Origin of the sequence: Prosthecobacter sp. SYSU 5D2 (assembly GCF_039655865.1) — a bacterium.
Lineage (GTDB): Bacteria > Verrucomicrobiota > Verrucomicrobiia > Verrucomicrobiales > Verrucomicrobiaceae > Prosthecobacter.
Genome location: NZ_JBBYXL010000009.1, coordinates 130,618 through 150,350, shown reverse-complemented (window position 1 = coordinate 150,350; position 19,733 = coordinate 130,618). Strand labels below are relative to the sequence as shown.

General features: G+C 62.1%; 15 protein-coding genes and 1 tRNA gene. 12 read left to right on the top strand and 4 right to left on the bottom strand.

Going from position 1 to position 19,733, the window contains the following annotated elements; all coding sequences use genetic code 11:
- Nucleotide 1 precedes the first annotated feature (1 nt).
- The 6 genes from WJU23_RS16540 to WJU23_RS16515 all read left to right on the top strand — a co-directional run bounded on the left by WJU23_RS16540 (nt 2) and on the right by WJU23_RS16515 (nt 6,749).
- Complete coding sequence (locus tag WJU23_RS16540) at nt 2-652, top strand: family 16 glycoside hydrolase (protein ID WP_346333713.1); 651 nt, start codon at nt 2-4, stop codon at nt 650-652.
- 26 nt (nt 653-678) lie between these two features.
- The gene (locus tag WJU23_RS16535; RefSeq protein ID WP_346333712.1) at nt 679-2,475 is read left to right on the top strand and encodes a sulfatase-like hydrolase/transferase; all 1,797 of its coding nucleotides are present in this window, start codon (nt 679-681) and stop codon (nt 2,473-2,475) included.
- Nucleotides 2,476-2,493: 18 nt separating this feature from the next.
- Nucleotides 2,494-3,171 carry a hypothetical protein gene (locus tag WJU23_RS16530; protein ID WP_346333711.1) on the top strand — a complete coding sequence of 226 codons (678 nt, stop codon included), beginning with the start codon at nt 2,494-2,496 and terminating at the stop codon, nt 3,169-3,171.
- Nucleotides 3,172-3,191: 20 nt separating this feature from the next.
- Nucleotides 3,192-4,565 carry a sulfatase-like hydrolase/transferase gene (locus tag WJU23_RS16525; protein WP_346333710.1) on the top strand — a complete coding sequence of 458 codons (1,374 nt, stop codon included), beginning with the start codon at nt 3,192-3,194 and terminating at the stop codon, nt 4,563-4,565.
- A gap of 6 nt (nt 4,566-4,571) precedes the next feature.
- Nucleotides 4,572-6,017 (top strand): sulfatase-like hydrolase/transferase, encoded by a 1,446-nt coding sequence (locus WJU23_RS16520; RefSeq protein WP_346333709.1) that lies wholly within the window; start codon nt 4,572-4,574, stop codon nt 6,015-6,017.
- A 108-nt stretch (nt 6,018-6,125) separates the two neighbouring features.
- Nucleotides 6,126-6,749, top strand: coding sequence for a Uma2 family endonuclease (locus WJU23_RS16515; RefSeq protein ID WP_346333708.1), 624 nt, complete (start codon nt 6,126-6,128; stop codon nt 6,747-6,749).
- Between the two features lie 6 nt (nt 6,750-6,755).
- On the opposite strand, the gene WJU23_RS16510 is transcribed toward WJU23_RS16515, so the two are convergent.
- From WJU23_RS16510 to WJU23_RS16495, 4 genes are all read right to left on the bottom strand, one after another.
- Entirely contained in the window at nt 6,756-8,300 is a 1,545-nt protein-coding gene (locus WJU23_RS16510) for an HD domain-containing protein (protein ID WP_346333707.1), read from the bottom strand.
- Nucleotides 8,301-8,400: 100 nt separating this feature from the next.
- On the bottom strand, nt 8,401-9,453 hold the full coding sequence (locus WJU23_RS16505; RefSeq protein ID WP_346333706.1) for an ROK family protein: 1,053 nt from the start codon (nt 9,451-9,453) through the stop codon (nt 8,401-8,403).
- 105 nt (nt 9,454-9,558) lie between these two features.
- Nucleotides 9,559-11,361, bottom strand: coding sequence for an allophanate hydrolase (atzF, locus tag WJU23_RS16500; protein ID WP_346333705.1), 1,803 nt, complete (start codon nt 11,359-11,361; stop codon nt 9,559-9,561).
- 107 nt (nt 11,362-11,468) lie between these two features.
- The gene (locus WJU23_RS16495; protein WP_346333704.1) at nt 11,469-12,287 is read right to left on the bottom strand and encodes a CHAD domain-containing protein; all 819 of its coding nucleotides are present in this window, start codon (nt 12,285-12,287) and stop codon (nt 11,469-11,471) included.
- 165 nt (nt 12,288-12,452) lie between these two features.
- On the opposite strand from WJU23_RS16495, the gene WJU23_RS16490 reads away from it, so the two are divergent.
- From WJU23_RS16490 to WJU23_RS16465, 6 genes are all read left to right on the top strand, one after another.
- A complete protein-coding gene (locus tag WJU23_RS16490; protein WP_346333703.1) occupies nt 12,453-16,163 on the top strand; it encodes a DUF1553 domain-containing protein in 3,711 nt (1,236 codons plus the stop codon).
- A gap of 34 nt (nt 16,164-16,197) precedes the next feature.
- A complete protein-coding gene (locus tag WJU23_RS16485) occupies nt 16,198-16,434 on the top strand; it encodes an addiction module protein (protein ID WP_346333702.1) in 237 nt (78 codons plus the stop codon).
- Nucleotides 16,424-16,735, top strand: coding sequence for a type II toxin-antitoxin system RelE/ParE family toxin (locus WJU23_RS16480; protein ID WP_346333701.1), 312 nt, complete (start codon nt 16,424-16,426; stop codon nt 16,733-16,735). The genes WJU23_RS16485 and WJU23_RS16480 overlap by 11 nt, the downstream gene beginning before the upstream one ends.
- A 121-nt stretch (nt 16,736-16,856) precedes the next feature.
- Nucleotides 16,857-18,125 (top strand): DUF1501 domain-containing protein, encoded by a 1,269-nt coding sequence (locus tag WJU23_RS16475; RefSeq protein ID WP_346333700.1) that lies wholly within the window; start codon nt 16,857-16,859, stop codon nt 18,123-18,125.
- A gap of 92 nt (nt 18,126-18,217) precedes the next feature.
- Entirely contained in the window at nt 18,218-19,492 is a 1,275-nt protein-coding gene (locus WJU23_RS16470; protein WP_346333699.1) for an efflux RND transporter periplasmic adaptor subunit, read from the top strand.
- A 98-nt stretch (nt 19,493-19,590) separates the two neighbouring features.
- A tRNA-Gln gene (locus WJU23_RS16465) sits at nt 19,591-19,664 on the top strand.
- Nucleotides 19,665-19,733 lie beyond the last annotated feature (69 nt).

Here is a 19,733-nt window from a genome sequence, read left to right as displayed (position 1 = left end):
CATGAAATCATTAATCACCAGTATCATTTGTTTGGCCGCTGCAGCCGCCTTTTCCCAGTCACCACCCAAGGGCACGGTCATCGGAGAGGCGACAAAGCTCATCGTCGCGACCCCTTTCGACCAGCCGGCGCCACCGACGCGCAAGGGCGTGATCAATGGATGGCAGGCGGCCATCGGTGAATGGACGGTGAAGGACGGCGTGATGCACGGGGATGAGCTGGAGGCGGATCACCACGCTTCCTCCTGCACCTGGCGGCTGGAGGCCATGGACATGATCCTCACCGCGCAGTTCCGCCTGGGGAAGGCTGAGCATGTGGCCTTTGGCTGCCGGGACACGATCGCGCCCAACCATCACCTCGGGCGCACCTTCATCAGCAAGGACGGCATCTGGATCCAGAGGATGTCCGGCATCGCCAAGACGACGAAGGCGGTGAAGCTGAAGGAGATCAAGACCCCGGTGGACCCGGAGGCCTGGCATGATCTGACCGTGGAGATCATTGGCGACCGCTACCGCGCACAGGTGGACGGCCATGTGGTGGAGGGGACCCATGAGCGCTTCAAGGATGCCAAGGGCATCGTGGCGCTGATCGTGAAAGGGCAGGGCGCGCAGTTTAAAAACGTGAACCTGTGGCATGCCAAACCCAAAGGCTGATCAACTTTTATTGAGAGGACTGAACGATGAAGATTTTAATGCTGTTTGCGGCGGTGGTTTGTGCAGTGAGCGGCCTGCGGGCGGCTGACCGGCCTAACATCATTTTGTTTTATACGGATGACCATGGTTATGCGGACCTGGGCATCCAGGGCGTGCTGAAGGACATCCGCACCCCGCACCTGGATGCGCTGGCGCGCAGCGGCGTGCTGGCCAGGCATGGTTACAGCACCGCTCCGCAGTGTGTGCCCTCGCGCGGCGGACTGATGACAGGGAAGTTCCAGGGTCGCTTCAACCTGGATTCCAATCAGTCCGAGCTGGATGGATTTAACAAGGAGACGACCATCGCGACGCGGCTGCAAAAAGCAGGTTATGTGACCGCGCAGTTTGGCAAATGGCATCTGGGACCACAGGAGGAAATCTCCAAGCATGGCTTCAAGCACGTGTTTTCCCAGCATGCGCAAAGACCCTTCAGCGCCAACATCACGGCGGAAGGGACGGATGTGCCCCTGGGAAATTTTCCGGCGGAGATGTATCACCTGGATGCCTGCAGCCAGGCGGCGGCGGGCGTGATCGAGAGGTACAAAGCGGAGCCGTTTTTCCTGTATGTGGCCTATCGTGCACCCCACACGCCGCTGGACGCGCCGAAGAAATACACGGACCGCTTTCCGGGTGAAATGCCGGAACGGCGGCGGCAGGCGCTGGCGATGATCTCCGCTGTGGATGACGGCGTGGGATTGATCACGGAGACGCTGAAGAAGCACGGCCTGACGGAAAAGACGCTGATCTTTTTCATCGGTGACAACGGCGCACCGCTGAAAATCCACAAGGTGGACTCACCCCTCAAGGGCGATCCAGGCGGCTGGGACGGCAGCCTGAACACACCGCTGAATGGCGAGAAAGGCATGCTGTCCGAAGGCGGCATGCATGTGCCCTTTGTCATCGCCTGGCCGGGCACCGTTCCAGGCGGGCAGGAGTTTGACCATCCCATCAGCGCGCTGGATGTCGCAGCCACGGCGGCGGCGCAGGCGGGCATCGAAACGAAGCCGGGGGATCTGGACGGAGTCAATCTGCTGCCCTTTTTAAAAGGAGACGTGAAGGAGCCTCCGCATGCGGCGCTGATGTGGCGGTGGATGGCTCAGAGCGCGATCCGCGAGGGCAACTGGAAGCTGCTGCGCGGCGGTGACCGGGAGTATCTCTATAACTTGGGCACGGACCTGGAGGAAAAAAACAACGTGGCGGACCAGCATCCTGAAGTGGCTGCGCGGCTGCGCACCCAATTAAAAACCTGGTGCGATGAACTGAACCCGCCCGGCCTTGCTCTGGGGCCGATGGCGCAGGTCTGGCATGATTATTTTGATCATTACCTGGAGGGCAAAACCGTTCCTCTGAATCCGGCTGGAGCGTCCAAGGCCGCCGTGGGCATCCAGGGCTGGCTGGCACGCAATGGCAGCCTGAGCGTGAAGGACAAGGCGCTGCTGCTGACAGTGGATGCCAAGGCCGGCAAAGGCGCGCGCCCTTTCCTGGCGAATGCCGACATCCGCAACCTGGCCGGCCCGGTGAGCGTGACGCTGAAGATTCGCAGCCAGAAAGGCGGGCAGGGTTCCTTCTCCTGGAGGACGCATGAGCAAAAGGATTTCCTGAAGGAAAACACGGTCAGCTTTGACCATGCAGGCGGAGACAGCTTCCAGGAGGTGACGGTGGATCTGCCGGTGGTCGGACGGATGATCCATGTGCGGATCATGCCGGGCGCGGTGGGGAATGTGGAGATACTCTCCCTGCAAATGCGCGGGAAAGACGGCAAGATGCAATCTTGGGAATTCTAACAAACGATGCGAATGACCATGAGGCGGATTTTAATGGGGTGCGGCGGGCTTTTGGCCGCCGCCTGGACGGTTGCTGCGGCTGAGCCGGAAACCCTGCACCTGGACTTTGAAAAAGAGCAGGATGCGAAGCGCTTCACCACGCCCGTTCCAAACAAAAACACGGAGCTGCGTGACGGCATGCTGTGGACGCACGGGAGTAGTGGTGGAAAATATCCGCCCATGGTGTACCTGCCGGTGGAAGGAACGGACATGGACATCTCCTTCCGCTACCGGCACCTGGGCGGAGGCGGCTGGATATGGTTCTTTGTGGATGGCGATGACGGCTTTGGCAGTGTGGACCACATGCTCCGAGTGAAGCTGCTGAGAAACGGCGTCCAGCTCCAGGTGGATGCGCATACTCTGGACCCGGACCATCCCATGCGGCAAAAAGCCGGCAGACCTGCTGACAAAGTAAGCGGGGCCTACAGGCTGAACGAACATCTCCCCCTGGAAAAGGCGGACCTGGGCAAGAATGAATGGCACACGCTGAAACTGGCCTTCCGCCAGGATACGGTGGATATCACGCTGGATGACGGGCTGTGGAAGAAGGCGCTGAAGAGGGCCAATTTTAACGCGGCCAAACGCAAGCTGCTGTGGATGCAAAACGGCGGTGCCGAAGGCATCGAACTGGATGACATCCGGGTGGAGCGACGCTGAACAATAACATGGAGACTTATATGAAACAGTTTTTGATCCTGATGGCGTTAGTTGCATCGTTTGTTAGTCCGTCTCTGTTTTCAGCGCCGCCAAATGTCCTCATCATCCTTGCGGATGACCTGGGGCATGCGGACGTGGGTTTTAATGGTGGCGAGGTCTTCGCCACGCCGAACCTGGACCGGCTGGCGGCGACGGGTGTCACGCTGGGCGACTTCCGTGCCTGCCCCATGTGCTCGCCTACGCGTGCCGGGCTGATGACCGGGCGTTGGCCGGCGCGCTTCGGCATGATGCGGGCGGTGGTGCCCCCATGGTCCACCTACGGCCTGCCGCAGGAGGAAAACACCCTGCCGGAGCTGCTGGCGCAGGCAGGTTATGAGCGTCGCGGGGCGGCGGGCAAGTGGCACCTGGGCCATGCCACGCCGGATCATCATCCGCTGGCGCAGGGCTTCACCCGTTTTGTCGGCTGCTACAATGGGGCGATTGACTACTTCACTCATGAGCGGGACGGCGAGACCGACTGGCATCATGACCGGGCGAGTGTGAAGGAGCAAGGTTACTCCACGGACCTCATCGGTGCGGAGGCCGTGCGTTTTATTCGGGGATCTCCGGAAGGCAAACCGTGGCTGCTCTATGTGCCGTTCAATGCGCCGCATTCGCCTTTCCAGGCGAAGGAGGCGGATATGAGAAAATATCCGCAGCTTAAAATGAAGGACCGGCGCGCCTATGCGGCCATGGTGGATTGCATGGACCAGGCGATTGGCAAGATCCTGGCCGAAGTCGAAGGCCGGGCGGATGCCGACAACACGCTGGTCCTGTTCTTCAGCGACAATGGCGGCGTGCCGAAATCCGGCAGCAGCAATGCGCCGTATCGTGGTGCCAAGCTGACCGTGTATGAAGGCGGCACGCGAGTCTGCGCGGCGATACGCTGGCCCGCTGGCGGCGTGAAAGGCGGCGGCCGCTATGAGGGGCGGGTGGGTTACATTGATGTGCTGCCCACGGTCCTGGCGGCGGCAGGGGCGAAGCTGCCGGAAAACCTCGACGGCGTGGACTTCCTGCCTGCGCTGCGCGGTGCAGGCACCTTACCAGAGCGGCCCTGGTTCAGCTACATGCATCAGAATGAGGAGGCGCTGGCTTCGGTGCATCTGGGGAGCTGGAAGCTGGTCGCTAAAGGCGATTTTTTTGCCGAGTCTCCTTCAGACAAACCGGCACTGGAGCTCTATGACCTGGCCGAGGATGTGAAGGAGTCGCAGGACGTGGCGGCAAAACATCCCGAAAAGGTGGCGGAGCTGCATCAGCGCCTGCGTGAATTTGGCACCTGGCAGCGCCCCGGCGTTGCCCCTTATACAGAGGGACGCGAGGGTTTTGTGGCACCGAAGGACTGGAACATCCAATAAGACTTTATGAAACGGCTTTTATCCATTGTTACGTTGTTTGTTATGTTTGGCTCCGCATTTGCGGCGGAGCAGCGACCCAACATCGTCATGGTCTTCATTGATGACATGGGCTGGGGGGATTTTTCCTGCTTTGGCAATGCCGATGCGAAGACGCCAAATGTGGACCGTCTGGCGGCCGAGGGAATTCGGTTTTCACAGTTCTATGTGAACTCGCCCATCTGCTCGCCCTCCCGCTGTGCGCTGACGACCGGGCAGTACCCGCAGCGCTGGCGGATCACCTCGTTCCTCAACAACCGCGCGGAGAATGATAGGCGCGGGGTGGCCCAGTGGCTGGATCCGCAGGCGCCCACGCTGGCGCGGTATCTGCAGGCGGACGGTTATGCCACCGGCCATTTCGGCAAATGGCATCTTGGCGGCCAGCGCGATGTGGATGATGCCCCCCCCATCACGGCCTATGGCTTTGATGAAAGTCTAACAAACTTTGAGGGTATGGGGCCAAAGCTCCTGCCGCTGACCCTGAAGCCCGGCGATATCGCACCGGGGAAGATCTGGGGCGATGCCGAGCGCCTGGGAAAACCGGTGACATGGATGCAGCGGTCGGAGATCACCAGCGGTTTCATTGATGCGGCGCTGCCCTTTATGAAAAAGGCGGTGGCGGCCAAGAAGCCGTTTTATGTCAACCTGTGGCCGGATGATGTGCACAGCCCTTACTGGCCGCCGGTGGGCAAATGGGCGGATGACAAGCGTGGCCTGTATCTCTCCGTTCTGGAGGAGATGGACCGGCAGTTTGGCCGCCTGTTTGATCACATCCGCAGTACGCCGGAGCTGCGGGACAATACACTGGTCCTGGTCTGCTCTGACAACGGACCGGAGCCAGGTGCGGGCAGCGCCGGTCCGTTCCGTGGGCACAAGACACAGATTTATGAAGGCGGCATCCGCTCACCCCTGGTCGTCTGGGGGCCGGGTGTCATCGCAGATGGAAAAGGGGGCACGCATGATGAGACCACGGTGTTTGCAGCCTTTGACCTGGTGCCTTCGCTGCTGAAGCTGGCAGGCGCGAGCGCCCCTGCGGACGTGGCCTTTGATGGCGAGGATGTCTCGGCCGCCCTGACAGGCCGCAGTGAAGGCGGACGGCAGGCCCCGCTTTTCTGGCGGCGTCCACCCGACCGGAAATTCTGGGCACCCATGGTTCCCGCCGCCCAGCCGGACCTGGCCATGCGCGAGGGCAAATGGAAGCTGCTTTGTGACTACGACGGCAGCCAACCCCAACTCTACGACCTGGCGCGCGACCGGGCTGAAACAACCGATCTGGCCGCCAAAGAGCCCGAACTGGTGAAACGCCTGACCACCGCCGCCGTCGCCTGGCACCGCTCCATGCCGGAGGACAATGGCGCCAAAATCGCGTCCGAGCCGCCGCGTCCGAAAGGCAAGAAGAACAAAAAAGCCAAGTGACCAGAGGCTGGCTGGCGGGCCTGCCTGCGGACTTTACAGCAGCGGCCAGGTATGGCATTTTCTTTAGTTGTGAGCACCGCGCTATTCGATTCTCTGATGAATTCCCCCGTGCTGCCTGAACTTATTCAGGAGGCGCAGCGCGCGTGGGCACGTGAGCAGAAGCTGAGGCAGAAGTTTTACCAGGACATCACCCCGGAGCACAAATGGGAGTTCATCCAGGGCGAAGTCATCATGCACTCCCCGGCTGCGAACCGGCACCTGATGGCAACCAAACGCCTAATGGCGCTGATGGATACTTATGTGCGGGTAAGGCAGCTTGGACTGGTGCATTCGGAAAAGGCGATGACCTCTTTCCCTCGCAACGATTACGAGCCGGATGTCATGTTTTTCGGTGAGGCCAAGCTCGCTGTCATTGACCCCGATACACTGCGCTTTCCGATACCGGATCTGATCGTGGAAGTGCTGTCACCGTCCACGGAAAAGCGGGATCGGGGGGTGAAGTTCGAGGACTATGCTCTGCATAGCGTGGGAGAATACTGGATCGTGGATCCGGCGGCGGAGACGGTGGAGCTGTACCGGCTGTCGGGAGATGCCTATCCGCCCGTTCCGGCACAGACGGAGGGCCTGCTAAGCAGCGATGTCATCCCGGGATTCGATATCTCCGTGCGGGCGGTGTTTGACGAAGCCGAAAACCTGCTGGCTCTGCGCGGCATGCTGGCAGGGGCGGAGTGAGCCGCATCAGCCTTTCGTCAGCAGCACATCGAAGCCGTAGATCTCACGGAAGAGGTCACACTTGGAGTTGATGGCGATCTGCTCGACGGTGGTATCATCCACGCCGGGGGTGAGGATGTTCAGGCGGCTGCCTTCGGGGCGGAGCTGGATGGTCTTGATGCGCTGAGCATGGGTGCGGTCCAGGGCATCGGCGATGCGCAGCAGGGCCGCCAGTTTGAAGACGATCATGCGCTCCTCACGGGTCAGGTCGGAGAAGGTCGGGTGGTTCGGCTCCGGGTTGTAACGGCGGTGGTAGCGGGCCAGCAGGGCCACCATTTCACGGTCGGCGGTGCTAAGTCCGAAGATCTCCGTTTGCAAAAGGATGTACAGGCTGTGCTTGTGGTGCTCGCGCGGACTGATGAACATGCCCACCTCATGCAGCACGGCGGCGACGCGGAGGACGAGCTCGTATTTGGGGTCCAGGGCGTGCAGGTGCTGCAGCTCGCGGAAAAGCTGCTGGGCAAAGGCGGCCACATGGTCGGCATGCTTGCGGTCGGTCTTGTAGCGCACGCCGATCTCGCAGGCCGCCTGGACCACTTCATCCTGGAAGTTGGCGGTCAGCGGGCTGGCGGTCATCAGGTCCAGCATGAGTTCGCGCTGGAAGTCGCCCTCCGGCACCCACAGTGCTTCATCGCCAAAACGGCGTGCCAGGGCCAGGTTCGTCTGCAGTGCGGGGATGATGCCCTCACCGCCGGTGTAGTGGACGTGCAGCTTGCGGACCAGCTCGTCCGGATTCAGCTGGGCCAGGCTTTCGGTGAAGCGTTCCAGCTCTGTTTCGGTGATGCGGAAGGCACCCTGCCGGGCGCTGGCCAGCTCGGCGGCGACGCTCTGGATCTCCGCACCGATGGCCACGTGGTTGTCAATTTGATAACCGGAGTAATCCTGGGCCAGGTGGTCCACCACGCCCCGGATATGCTCTTCCAGGTGGTTCAGATGCTGGGCAGCCTCACCATCCGCACCGGCCACGGCTTCACGAGCGCGGTAGATGCCTAACCGGTAGTTGCTATAAGTGGAAAGGCGGCCGTTTTTGAAATAAAGCGCACGCGTGTTGCCGGGGCCGATGTGGGAGACAAAGGTGTGGCCCTCACGCAGGGAAGGGTTCTTTTTCAGCATGCGCAGGCCGATCTGGTAAACCAGACGCGTCATGTCGCCATCGTCAATCAGCCGCGCGATGAGGCCGGTGCTCACCTGGAGGCGATTCAGGAAGATCTCGTGGTTGGCCGCCTCGGAAAGGATGTTCGTGTTGTACAGTCGCACGTTGGCCAGCGGCAGGCCGTATTCGCGGACGGTCAGCAGGTAGTCCTTCAGGATGCCAGCGGCCTGCTCTACCGTGGAGCGGGTGATGCTGCCCTGGCGGAAGATGTCGCGGGCGATGGGGAGAGGCTTGTCCAGATGCTCCAGCAGGCTGAAGCTGCCGGAGTCCGTACGGGTGCCGATGATGAGGGAGAGCGAGGCGGCACCCACATAGATGATGGCGTGCTCAGTGGACGGTGGCGGCGGCAGGTCGGACATGGACAAAGGCAGAATGACGAATGACGAATGATCCCGCGAAGCGGGAACGAAATGACAAATGAGGATCCGGTTAAATGAAAAGTTGGTTAGGTGGTGGCGGTCACTTTTTCTCGCGCAGCCAGGCGACGCTGCCGATGGCGACAGCGCTGCCGCCCAGTTTGGCGATGGAGTATTTGATGCCGGGCGTGAGGCCGGGCAGGGCGTAGCGGTTCACCTCCTCCTTGAGGGTGGTGAGATAAAGCTGGGGCATCTCTTCCACCAGACCACCGCCGAGCGTGATGTGGTCCGGGGCAAGCAAATTGACCACGGCAGCGATGCCCATGCCCAGGTAGGCTACACTATTGCGGAAGATGGTGACCGCCGCTTCCTCCCCCGTGGTGTAGGCGGCGGAAAGGGCCTTGCTGCGGATGTCGCGCAGATTTCCACGGGTTTTCTTGTCCAGGTCCGGGAGCTGGCCCCGGTAGCAGGCCACTCCGGCCTGGGAGGCGATGGCGAGGCGGCTAGTCATGTCCTCCAGCAGCACGGCACCTGGGATGGGGCTGCCCAGGTGGGTGCCGGGCATATAAATCATGCCCAGTTCCATGGCGGAGACATTGCGGCCCATGATGAGCTTGCCATCATAGACAAAACCGGATCCCACACCCGTGCCAGGAAAGATGCCCAGCAGGGAGCGCGCGCCTTTGCCGGAGCCCAGCTTATATTCACCAAAGGTGCCTGCATCCACGTCATTGAGCACGGCGACGGGTTTTTTAAACGCGGTCTTCAGGATGCCGGACAGGCCCATGTTTTTCCAGCCCAGGTTCGGTGCGCTGAGCAGGATGCCTTTGTCAGGATTCACCAGGCCGGGACAGCCGATGCCGATGCCCTGCAATCCCTTCGGGTCCACCCCTGCGGCAGCGATGGCCTCATGGATGACGGTGACGATCTTTTTGCGGCCTTTGATCTGGCCGTCGGAGCCGTTGGTGGACTTGCGGGCGCTGCCCAGCAGGTTGTATTCCGCATCCAGTACGCAGGCCAGCATCTTCGTCCCGCCCAGGTCAAAGCCGATCCAGAAGGGCACGGATTTCAAAGCGGGCTCCACTGGAGACTTCACCTTTTTCTTGAGGGACTTTTTTTTGTCCGGTTTCCGGGCGGCAGAAGGTTTGGCGGGCATGGCAGGTGAAGGTCAAAAGGTTCGCCTGCATTGACGACGGATTTGCCGCCGGGGGCAAGCAACAACATTCCCTGGTCAAGGAATGGACGTACACCATCTTCCCTCTTATTGGGTGAGCCGCAGCCATTCCCGCCAGCTCCCGAGGGTGGTAATGTCCTGCGCGTATTCCGCCACGATGCCCTCGCAGATGAAGCCGCAGACGGCGGTGCCATCCGCCAGTTGTACCTTGCCCAGGCCCAGCGGCGCGGCGATGCCGGTGATGAAGGAGCCGACGGTGGCCTGCGGCAGTTCCCACACCTCCACCTCAATGGCGGCACCGCCCTCGCTCACGCGCACCATGCCGGGCCGGTCAGGAACGCTGCCATGTCCGGGCAGCAAATAGAGCCGGTAAACAGGCGTGCTGACCGTGCGCTGTAAAAGACGCGCCCCACGGCTGCTGAGCTGGTGATGTAGCGCCAGCCCCTCCATGTGCGCCCCGCACACGGCCAGCGCCAGCATGGGCGTCTCCTCCTCATCGAACCCGGCGGCAGGCAGGGGCAGATCGCTGCTGGTAAGCGCGGTTTTTCCCACCGGCAGATCGCGCGCCGCATGGAAGTGCGCGGCACAGTCCAGCACCAAGGCATCACCAAAAGCGGGAGCATAAAAGGTGATGCCCCAGGGCAGGCCGGCCCCCAGAAACCCTGCCGGGACGGCGCATCCGCACAGGTCCAGCAGGTTCATGAAGTTGGTGTAGCGGCCCAGGTTGCTGTTGAGCTGGACGGGCTCCGCCTCCACCTCGGCCAGGGTATAAAGCGTGCCTGTGGTGGGCATCAGCAGGGCATCTGCGCGGTCCCAGATGGCCTCGCTGGCGCGCTTCAGATCAGCCAGGCGGTACTGGGCCTTGAAGGCATCCATGGCGCTGCCTTTCAGCCCGCCGGCAATGATGCTGCGGGTGACCGGCAGGAGAGCCTGCGGGTTCAGCGTGAGCAGGCTGCTGATGACTGCCGCACGCTCCGCCACCCAGGGGCCTTCATACAAAAGCCGCGCCGCATCCAGCAGCGGAGTGATGTCCGTCTCGACCACCGTCCAGCCCAGGCTCTTGACGGTCGCGATGGCGGATTCAAAAAGCTCACGGGCGCTGTCATTGCCAAAAAAATCAAGCTGCTCCGCCGCAGGCACCGCGATGCGCGGCGGCCAGACAGGCGGGCTGGACGGTGCCTGCCTCCTGGCATAACCATCTTTAGGATCATAAGAAGCCGCTATGTCCAGCACCAGGGCCGCATCCGCAGCAGACAGGGAAAAGATGGACACACAGTCCAGAGTGCGGCAGGCGGGCACAACGCCCGTGCAACTGAGGATACCGCGTGTCGGCTTCAGGCCGATGAGGTTGTTAAAGGCGGCCGGCACCCGGCCGGATCCGGCTGTGTCCGTGCCCAGGGCGAAGCTGCACAACCCTTTTGCCACGGCTACAGCGGAGCCGCTGCTGCTGCCGCCGGGCAGGTAACGGGGATCAAAGGCATTTTCCGGGATGCCATAAGGGGAGCGCACACCCACCAGCCCGGTGGCAAACTGGTCCAGATTCGTTTTCCCCAGCGGAATGGCCCCGGCCTGAATCAGCAACTCCACGACATGGGCGTTTTCCTCTGGATCATAGCTCCAGTCTGGACACGCGGCGGTGGTGGGCAGGCCCGCGCAGTCAATGTTATCTTTGATGGCAAACGGGATGCCATAGAGCGGCCGGGTGTCCGGGGATTCACCGTCCAGGGCGGCCAGATGGTGTTGCAACTGTTGCAAGGTGGCACGGTTGATCCAGATGGCAGGGTCATCCTGGGCGGCCCTTTCCCAGGCTGCAAGGACGACCTGCTGCGGGCTGGCGGTGCCGCTGCGATAAGCCTGTAACAAGGTGGCGATGGAGAGATCTGGCGTCATGCAAAGGGCGGACGGCGGGGGTGCGGAGCCGCTGTCCACGCACACAGAATGCAGCCGCCGTGCCAAAGGCAGCAGGGAGGAGCGGGATCGGGCCGTGTGGCGCGGGATCAGCGGCCGGGGAGGCCGTGCAAATGGGCGAATTTCCGTACCGGTTTCCGGTAGAGCTTGCCGCCCTGTTTGAAGATTTTGGGGCGGCCCTTTTCTCGCCCGGCCTGGATCACCGCTTGCCAGGCATTGTCAGGAAACTGGGTGCCGCTGGCCGCCTCCAGCAGCGTCAGGTCCTGCTCGCGTCCCAGCAGCCGGGCCAGCTTGCGGCTGCGCTCCAGCCGCTTTTGGGGAGCGTCCACGGAGTCATGCAGGGCCTGGGTTTGATACAGCAGGGCCTTTACCCGCTTGCGCCAGCGGTGGAAGGTCTCCGGCTCCATGGCCTCCTGCGCCTTCCGCATCAGTCGGCGGCCCGCGCGGTAGCAGGCTGCGTAGTTGTCCGCCACCTCCTCCCAGTCCAGCCGGGAGAAAGGCTGCCGCTCCAGGTCCGCCCGCAGGCTTTTCAGCAGGGCGCGCAGCGGGGCCGCTTTTGGCCTGGCCTCTGCGGGTGGCTGCGGCGGCTGGAGCAGCTTCAGCCCGGCCTTGGCGCCCAGCTTTTCCGCCAGGGTGGCCACCACCTCCGCGTCCCGCTGGCCGCCCCCGGCGTTTTTCACCTGTTTCATCTGCTTGCGCAGGTCTTTGCGCTGCTTCCTGCCCAGCCCGCCCGCGCTCAGCCGCAGCAGGGCCTCCGCCTTTTTCATGCGCAGGCGCAGGCGGTGCAGCGCCTCCTGCGGATGGGCCCGCAGGTCCGCCACATCCAGCTCCGCGCGGTCCACCAGTTGCAACAGCAGCGCCTTCAGCCAGTCTCCGGCTGAGGCTGATGGCGTGACCGGCTCTCCCATCCCAGGACTGAAGAGGAGATGCCCGCCGGGGCAAGCAACAATTTTCAGGCTCCTGGCTGGCAGCCTGCACAACGGACCCGCCCTCTCCATCCCCCTAAAGTGGGGTGTGCGGTCTCATGAAATGTCTCGTCAGGGAGCGTTTAAATCTTCACACTGATGCTACCCATGACCCGCGCCCTTCCATTTCTCATCCTCCCCGGCCTGCTCCTCGCGGCTGATCCTGCGGACGATGCAAAGAACGCCGCCCAGAATGACTCCACGCCCATTCCGAAGGTCACGCCGCTGGTGAAGTGGACCTTTGAAAAGAAAGAACCCGGTACGCTGAAGGGCAAGGCCGCGATTGATGCCTTCGGTCCGCAGAAGCCTGCCTATCCGGCTTTTGAAAAGGGCAACAAAGCCGTCAACTTCACTGGCCAGGACAGCTACATCCAGGTCAAGGAATCCGACCTGCCTGAAACCAATCTGCGCTTTCAGCAGGGCGATGTCCTCAGCATCGAGGCCTGGGTGAATGCGGAGGAGCTGGGCAACGGCAAGTATGTCTATCTCATCGGCAAAGGACGCAACAAGTCCAAGGCGTTCACCGCCGAGAACCAGAACTGGGCGCTCCGGCTCAAAGGTGAAGGAGGCGAGGCCCGGCCCTGTTTTCTCTTCCGCAGCCGCAACAAGGCCGGCGCGGAAAACTACCATCGCTGGGTGGCCAAGGAAGGTTTTCTCCCCGGCTCCGGCTGGCATCATGTGGCCATGACCTACACCTTTGGCAAGCCCGAGACCATGGCCGCCTATGTGGATGGCAAGAAGGTGCCCGGCGGAGTCTGGGACATCGCCGGCAAGACTACGGAGCCGCCCGTCAGTGATGCGGATGATGTGATGATCGGCACCGGCTACGGCGGCGGCGCAAGCAATACGCTGAAAGGCAGTCTGGATGAGATCGCCATCTACCGGGAGATCTTGCCGGAGGTGTTGCTGGCCCAGCGTTACCAGTTCCAGCCGCCACCGCCGCCCATTGATGCGAAAAAGCTGCCCAAGGGCAAGGTGCTCGTCCAGCTTTGTGAAGAAGGCGTGCCTGCCAAAAACTCATGGCCCGCGATGCCGCCTGCCGCCACGGAAACCTATACGCTGGATGTCTTCGGCCTTTCGGAAGTGCCGCAGAAGTACATCGAAACCGGCGTCCGCGCGGACCGGCCCATCCCTTACCTTCTCCGGGCCGCCTCGGTGGTGAACCTGCCTGCGGGCAAGCATCGCCTGCTCCTCCGTGGCCGCAGCGCCACCCGCCTGCACATTGATGGCAAGCCGTTCCTGGACATGCCCTTTGCCAAATCGGACACCGGCGGTCATGGCCGCGTCTCCGAGCAGGATGTGTATTTGAACCTGGGGCCGGATTTCCGCTTTGCCCCTCCCGGCACGCAGGAAACCTGGGCCGAATTTGAAACCAAGGGTGGCGAGCACCTGTTTGTCGTCGAGAGCATGATCGGCGGCATTACTGGCAGCTCCAAGAAACGTCCTGAAACGGGTGAGACCGTGGTGGCCGTTTCCTATGAAGGCAGCGAATTCTGGGAGCTTCTGGCCCCTGGCAAAACCAAGGTGGCGTATAACGACGCTGGCTGGACCGCCTATGAAAAGCAGCAGTCCGCCCTGCTGATTGACATGAACGCCGCCCGCCGCGCCAAGGTGCTGGCGCAGCAGGACGGCTACTGGAAAAAACGCCGCGCCGCCGCTGCGGAGTGGCTGGCCTCCGTGCCTCCGGTAAAGGTGCCCGCACCGGTGAAGGGTTACCCGTCTAACAATGAGGTTGACCATTTCCTCAATGCCAAGATCGCCGCCGTATCCTCCCAGTACTCTGCGGCGAAAAAAGACGGCGTGAACTTTTACAAAGAGGTCATGCCCATCCTGGAGGCCAGTTGTTTTAGCTGTCACCAGGGCAGCAAGACCAAGGGCGACCTGAAGCTCGACTCCCTGGCCGATGCCCTGAAGGGCGGCGAATCCGACGGGCCTGCCATCGTTCCCGGCCAGCCGGAAAAAAGCTCCCTCATCGCCCGCATCAGCACCACGGATGAAGACTACATCATGCCGCCCAAGGGCCATCCTTTGAAGGCCGAGCAGATCGAGGTCATCCAGCGCTGGATCAGCGAAGGTGCCGTCTGGCCGGAGATGAACGTGGACCGTATCGAGATCACCGCTTTGAGCGATGACCTGGCCTTTCTCCGCCGTGTCACCCTGGACACCGTCGGTGTGGTGCCCACGCTGGAGGAGATCGCCGCCTTCACCGCCGACAAGTCCAAGGACAAACGCGCGAAGGTCATTGACCGCCTCCTGGCCGACCGCCGTTGGGCGGACAAGTGGATGGGCTACTGGCAGGATGCCCTGGCGGAAAATCCCAACATCCTGAACCCCACGCTGAACAACACCGGCCCCTTCCGCTGGTATCTGCATGAGGCGCTCATGGATGACCGGCCCATGGACCTCGTCGTCACCGACCTGCTGCACATGAAGGGCAGCGAGCGTTTCGGCGGCCCGGCCGGCTTTGGCGTGGCCTCCGGCAATGACGTGCCCATGGCCGCCAAGGGCACCATCATCAGCACCGCCTTCCTCGGCGTGGAAATGAAATGCGCCCGCTGCCACGATGCCCCCGCTCACAAGAGCCTGCAGCAGGACCTCTTTGAACTGGCCGCCATGCTTGAGCGCAAATCCGTGGACGTGCCCAAGACCAGCAGCGTGCCCATGGACAAGCTGCATGAAGGCGGCCGCAAGCCCCTCATCCAGGTCACCTTGCAGCCCGGCAGCAAGGTGGAGCCCGCCTGGCCCTTTGACGAATTTGCTCCTGAATCCGTCGCCGACACTCTCGCGCAGGACCCCAAGGATTCCCGTGACCGCCTCGCCTCCCTCATCACCGCACCGCAGAACGAGCGCTTCGCCCAGGTCATCGCCAACCGCCTCTGGCAGCAGTTCATGGGCCGCGGCATTGTCGAGCCGGTGGAAGATTGGGAAAAGGGCAAGCCCACCCATCCTGAACTGGTTCAATGGTTAGGCCGTGAGTTTGTGCGCGGTGGCTACAGCATGAAAAACCTTTCCCGCATCATCCTGAATTCCCACGCCTATCAGCGCGCCACAGACTCCAAGCTCACCGCCACCAGCCCCCTCTTCACCTCTCCGGCTCCGCGCCGTCTGGCGGCTGAGCAGATCGTGGACGCCCTCTTTTCCGCCACCGGCAAGCCCTTCAAGACGGAAGAGGTGAGCTTGGACATTGACGGCCGTCGCGACATGAAAAACTCCATCTCCCTGGGCCACCCCACCCGCGCCTGGATGCTGGCCAGCACCAGCAACGAGCGCGACCGCCCCAGCCTGAGCCTGCCCCGCATCCAGGCCGTGTGTGACGTGATGGAAGCCTTCGGCTGGCGTGGCTCCCGGCAGGATCCGGTGAGCAGCCGGGAGACCTCCCCCAATGCCCTCCAGCCCGCCATCCTCAGCAATGGCACCGTCGGCATCTGGCTCACCCGTCTCAGCGACGACCACGGCATCACCGCCCTGGCTTTGCAAGACATGCCGTTAGACCGGCTGGTGGACACCCTGTATCTGCGCCTGCTCACCCGCAAGCCTTCCGCCGCCGAGCGGGAGCAGTACATCGCCTATCTCAAGGACGGTTATGAAACTCGTGTCCAGGCCGCAGAGGTGGAAAAGCCCGGCCCCCGCTACCCGCAGAAATACGTCTCCTGGACCAATCACCTGGATGCCGAGGCCAATGCCCTCCGCGTCGAGGAAGAAGCCGCCGCCCGCCGTGGCGACCCGCCCACCACCCGCCTCACCCGCGACTGGCGCAACCGTCTCGAAGACGTCCTCTGGGCCCTCCTCAACGCCCCCGAATGGGTCTTTGCGCCTTGAGCCGTCCCGACAAATCGTGTAGATTCGTCCCGCCATGACCGCCGCTGCTGAATCCATCTTGAGTACTCTGCTGACACTGCCGGAAGAAGACCGCCTGGAAATTGCCGAGCGTCTTCAAGACAGTTTTTCCGGCCTGCCTGCCGATGAAGACCTCACCGACGATATGAAAGCCACCCTGGACCGCCGCTGGGAAGAAATCGAAAGCGGCAGTGTGAGATGCATTCCTCATTCGGAAGTCATGGCCAGCATGCGTGCCAAACATGGACTTTGAGGTCGTCACCCACCCGGAGGCTCAAGAGGAGCTTGATGAAGCAATCAGCTACCTCAAGGAGCACAGCTTGTGGTCAGCTGGAAAGCTGCTCACGGAGTATGATCTTCATGTCGAGAAAATCCTTCAGAACCCCGACGGTCACCATTTCATTGATGCCCCTTACAGGTGTCTGAAACTGAAGAGCTTTTCCTATCGAATCCATTACAGGACCCGCCAAAACAGCATCTACATTATCGCCCTGGCCCATACCAAACGCCACCCGGACTACTGGAAGACCCGCATCCAGGACGACCACGAGTGACTGCTGATGAGACCGAACACCATTGTCTCACTCCGACCCAGCCAGCCCCAGCGGACCCCCCACGAAAGTGATAGCAATAGAAATATGAAAGACGCCCTGGAAGCCGTTTAATTCAGCAACCATGAAACGCCGCCATTTCCTCAAAACTGCCGCCCTGGCCCCTTTTGCCACCATGGGGGTCCGCGCTTCCACCACGGCTCCCTTTCCCATGGGCAAGGCTGAGCATTGCATCTTCATCTGGTTAGGCGGTGGCATGTGCCAGGCGGACACCTTTGACCCCAAGGCCCTGGGCGACCCCAAAGCCAGCCCGAAAAAGGCAGGCTCCGCCTATCCTTCCATCGAGACCTCCGTGCCCGGAGTGCGCGTGTGCGAGCACCTGCCCAAGACCGCCCGGCAGATGGAGCACATCACCGCCGTGCGCACCGTCTTTCACAACGTCATCAACGAGCACGCCATCGCCACCAACTTTGTCCACACGGGCCGGCCCGTCAGCGGCAATGCCAGCTACCCCTCCATCGGCTCCATCGTCGCCCACCAGCGCGGTGCGGCCAATCCCAAGGTGCCTGCCTACATGCTCATCGGCTATCCCAGTCCTAGCCGCGGCCCGGGTTTCCTGGGGGCCAAATATGGCAACATTTACCTCTCGGACACCAAGAACGGCCCCTCCGGCTTCACCCGGCCAGAGTACGTCACCCAGCAGCGCGTCAGCGCCCGGGAAAAATTGCTGAAGCCGCTCCAGGATCGCGCCGCCCAGGACTCCGCACTGGCCGATTATGAGGCCGCCCAGCGTGAGGGCTTGCGCCTGGCCGGGCCGGAGTTCATGCGCAATTTCAAGCTCGACGAAGAACCCGCAGACCTCCGCAACGACTACGGCAGCGAGTTCGGCCAGCGCTGCCTCCTGGCCCGCCGCCTCATCCAGGACGGCGTGCGGTTTATCGAAGTCTCGCACAACCTCGGCTTCGTCAACGGCACCGGCTGGGACACCCACAACGACGGCCAGCTCAACCAGCACCTGCTCATCAAGGACCTGGATGACGCCCTGTCCACACTCATCGTGGACCTCAAGGCCCACGGCATTTTGGACAAGACCCTTATCGCCATCGGCACCGAGTTTGGCCGTCCGCCAGAGTTTGATGGCGGCGGCGGTCGTGGCCACCAGTGCAGCACCTTCAGCATGATCCTCGCCGGCGGCGGCTTGAAGCATTGCGGGGCCTACGGTGTCACCGATGACCTGTCCAAAAAGATCGTCGAAAACCCCGTCTCCACCCCGGACTTCCACGCCACCATCCACGCCGCACTGGGCATCAATCCTGCGCACGAGCTCATGGATGCCTCCCGGCCTGTGCCCATCACCGATGGCGGCACGCCCATTGCCGCGCTTTTTGGCTGACCGGTCAGCGGGGCTGAACACCGCATCGGAGTAAATGCGCATTCGACAAAGATTGAATCCTGAGGCATCCCCAAGCGTTTAAATCTTTGTCCATGCGCTTTCTTCTCAGAGCTATACGCTTCATTCTTCCCGTCATTGTCCTGGGGGGCTGCGTCTATGCGGCCTGGTGGCTCCTTTCCAATCCCCCTGAACAAAGGAAAATGGAGATGCCGCCCACCCTCGTCCGGGTGGAGGGCACCGTGCTGAACAAGACCACGTATGACCTGCGCGTGCCCTCCCAGGGCACCGTCCAGCCGCGCACGCGCAGCACCCTGCTGCCGGAGGTCAGTGGCAAGATCATCGAAATCAGCCCCTCCTTCCGCCCTGGCGGTTTTTTTGGGGAAGGGGATGTCCTCATGCGCCTGGACCCCCTGGATTATGAAACCGCCATCGTCATCGCCAAGGCCGCCCAGGCCCAGGCGGAGGTGATGCTCGCAGAGGAAAAAGCCCGCGCCGAGCAGGCCGTGGAAAACTGGCGCGCCATGGGCCGCACCGGCACCCCGTCCACCCTCGTGAGCCGCACGCCGCAACTGGCCAAGGCCGAGGCAGATGCCGCCTCCGCCAAAGCCCAGGTCGTCAAGGCCGAGCGTGACCTGCAGCGCACCATCATCCGTGCGCCCTATGCCTGCCAGGTCCTGGAGCAGACGGTGGACATCGGCCAGTTTGTCGGCCAGGGCACCACCCTGGGCCAGATCTTCGCCGTGGACTATGTGGAAATCCGCCTGCCCCTGCCGGAGCGGGAAAGCCAGTTTCTCAAGCTCCCCCAGTCCTTTCGCGATCAGAGCTCCGCCAACGAAGACGGGACCAAAGTGTATCTGAAATCCGTCATCGCCGGCAAGCCCGTCGCCTGGGAGGGCAAGATTGTCCGGGTCGAAGGCTCCCTGGATGCAGAGACGCGGCAGTCCACCGCCGTCGCCCAGGTCACCGATCCCTATGCCCGCCGCCCCGATGGCGCACCGCCGCTGACCATCGGTGCTTTTGTGGAGGCTGAGATCGTCGGCGAGCCCCTTCAGAATGTGTACGTCATTCCGCGCAATGCTGTCCGTGCGGGCAATGAGATCATCCTCATTGACCGCCCTGGAAACACCCTGCGCCGCATGTTTGTGGAGCCCATGGTCAGCAATGAAAAGCACATCGTCGTCTCCGCCAGCTCCGCCAAGGCTCCGAAGGAAGGCGATGTCCTCTGCCTCACCCCCATCCCGTTCCCCGCCGACGGCGCACGCGTGCTCCCCACCATTGACGGCCAGGTGGAATCCCCCAACCCTTCCGAAAAAAAGCCCGACCAGCCCAAACCCCGCCTCACCAACGTCAAGCCCGCGACGACTTGAGCCGCCTCTGCGAGGGGAGCAAAAGCCAGGAAAGAAAATTTTCTCCGCTGGGGTTGCGCACCGGGAATACAGCAGTATTCTCCCCATCCCCACCTCTTTACCCCGTGGTGTAATGGTAACACAGGAGATTTTGGATCTCTCGTTCATGGTTCGAATCCATGCGGGGTAGCCACCCTTCCGCAACCGGCCTCTGCCATCGGATGGGAGTACCTCACTCTTCAGGGGGGGCGGCAGTGCGGTC

Coding starts and splice junctions, on each gene's coding strand:
- WJU23_RS16490 (WP_346333703.1), top strand. CDS start 12,453: ATGACCCGCGCCCTTCCATTTCTCATCCTCCCCGGCCTGCTCCTCGCG.
- WJU23_RS16470 (WP_346333699.1), top strand. CDS start 18,218: ATGCGCTTTCTTCTCAGAGCTATACGCTTCATTCTTCCCGTCATTGTC.
- WJU23_RS16475 (WP_346333700.1), top strand. CDS start 16,857: ATGAAACGCCGCCATTTCCTCAAAACTGCCGCCCTGGCCCCTTTTGCC.
- WJU23_RS16520 (WP_346333709.1), top strand. CDS start 4,572: ATGAAACGGCTTTTATCCATTGTTACGTTGTTTGTTATGTTTGGCTCC.
- WJU23_RS16480 (WP_346333701.1), top strand. CDS start 16,424: ATGGACTTTGAGGTCGTCACCCACCCGGAGGCTCAAGAGGAGCTTGAT.
- WJU23_RS16505 (WP_346333706.1), bottom strand. CDS start 9,453: ATGCCCGCCAAACCTTCTGCCGCCCGGAAACCGGACAAAAAAAAGTCC.
- WJU23_RS16485 (WP_346333702.1), top strand. CDS start 16,198: ATGACCGCCGCTGCTGAATCCATCTTGAGTACTCTGCTGACACTGCCG.
- WJU23_RS16525 (WP_346333710.1), top strand. CDS start 3,192: ATGAAACAGTTTTTGATCCTGATGGCGTTAGTTGCATCGTTTGTTAGT.
- WJU23_RS16540 (WP_346333713.1), top strand. CDS start 2: ATGAAATCATTAATCACCAGTATCATTTGTTTGGCCGCTGCAGCCGCC.
- WJU23_RS16530 (WP_346333711.1), top strand. CDS start 2,494: ATGAGGCGGATTTTAATGGGGTGCGGCGGGCTTTTGGCCGCCGCCTGG.
- WJU23_RS16535 (WP_346333712.1), top strand. CDS start 679: ATGAAGATTTTAATGCTGTTTGCGGCGGTGGTTTGTGCAGTGAGCGGC.
- WJU23_RS16495 (WP_346333704.1), bottom strand. CDS start 12,287: ATGGGAGAGCCGGTCACGCCATCAGCCTCAGCCGGAGACTGGCTGAAG.
- atzF (WP_346333705.1), bottom strand. CDS start 11,361: ATGACGCCAGATCTCTCCATCGCCACCTTGTTACAGGCTTATCGCAGC.
- WJU23_RS16510 (WP_346333707.1), bottom strand. CDS start 8,300: ATGTCCGACCTGCCGCCGCCACCGTCCACTGAGCACGCCATCATCTAT.